The sequence below is a fragment of the Arthrobacter silvisoli genome (genome assembly GCF_003369445.1).
In the GTDB taxonomy this organism is placed as follows: domain Bacteria; phylum Actinomycetota; class Actinomycetes; order Actinomycetales; family Micrococcaceae; genus Arthrobacter; species Arthrobacter silvisoli.
The window spans coordinates 1-1282 of sequence record NZ_QRCU01000048.1; the positions used below are offsets into that span (position 1 = coordinate 1).

At 67.6% G+C, this 1282-nt stretch carries 1 protein-coding gene; it reads right to left on the bottom strand.

What is annotated here, in order from left to right; all coding sequences use genetic code 11:
- Positions 1 to 2 precede the first annotated feature (2 nt).
- A complete protein-coding gene (locus DWV11_RS13265) occupies positions 3 to 1280 on the bottom strand; it encodes an aspartate aminotransferase family protein (RefSeq protein WP_115789400.1) in 1278 nt (425 codons plus the stop codon).
- Between the last annotated feature and the right edge of the window lie 2 nt (positions 1281 to 1282).

The window sequence follows — 1282 nt, forward strand, 5'->3', positions numbered from 1 at the left end:
GCTCAGGCTCCTGTGGTGGCGGGGATGGCTCCGGTGACGGCGCCGACGGCTGCTTCGAAGCGTTCCAGGCCAAGGGTGATTTCTTCGGCGGTGACGACGAGGGCCGGGATGAGGCGCACGACGTTGCCGGCCGGGCCGCAGGTGAGGGTGAGCAGGCCCTGGGTGGTGGTGGCCTGCTGCACGGCGGCGGCGGTGGCCGCGTCCGGAGTGCCGTCCTCGGCGGTGAATTCGATGCCCTGCATCAGACCGCGGCCGCGGACGTCGCCGATGACGGGGAAGCGGGCCTGGATCTCTTTCAGCCCGGCCTGCAGCTGCTCGCCGCGGATCCGGGAGTTCTCCACCAGGCCTTCTTCCTTCACGACGTCCAGGGTCGCGACGCCGGCGGCGGCGGAGACGGCGTTCCCGCCGTAGGTGCCGCCCTGGGAACCGGGCCAGGCCTTGGACATGGTCTCGGTGGACGCCGCGATCGCCGAGATCGGAAAGCCCGAGGCGATGCCCTTGGCGGTGATGAGGATGTCCGGGGTGGCGGTGGAGTACTGGTGACCCCAGAACCTGCCGGTGCGCCCCACCCCGGCCTGGACCTCGTCGAAAATCAGCTGGATGCCGTACTTATCGGCCCGTTCCCGCAGCCCTTCCATGAACGCCGGCGGGGTCGGCAGGTAGCCGCCGTCACCCAGGGCCGGTTCGATCAAAAACGCCGCGGTGTCGTTCGGGGCGGTGCGGGTCTGGAACAGGTAATCCAGTTCCTGCAGCGCGAACGCCACCGCGGCTGCCTCGTCGAAGCCGTAACGGTAGGCGTACGGGAACGCGGACATGTGCACCCCGGACATCAGCGGCGAGAACCCCGCGGAAAACTTGGTGCCCGCCGTGGTCAGGGACGCCGCGGCGACCGTACGGCCATGGAAGCCGCCCTGGAACACCACAATGTTCGGCCGGCCCGTGGCCATCCGCGCCAGACGGATCGCAGCCTCCACCGCCTCCGAACCGGAGTTCGCATAAAACACCGAATCCAGCCCGGCCGGCAGCACCTCACCCAGCTTCTCCGTCAACGCCAGCAGCGGCTGGTGCATCACCGTGGTGTACTGCGCATGGATGATCTTGCCCACCTGCTCACGCGCCGCCTCCACCACCCGCGGATGGCAGTGACCCGTGCTCGTCACACCGATACCGGTCGTGAAATCCAGATACTCCTTACCATCAGTGCCATAAATCCAGCTGCCAAGAGCATGATCCACGACGACAGGCGTTGCTTGCTTCAGTGCAGGGCTAAGGGAAGTCATGC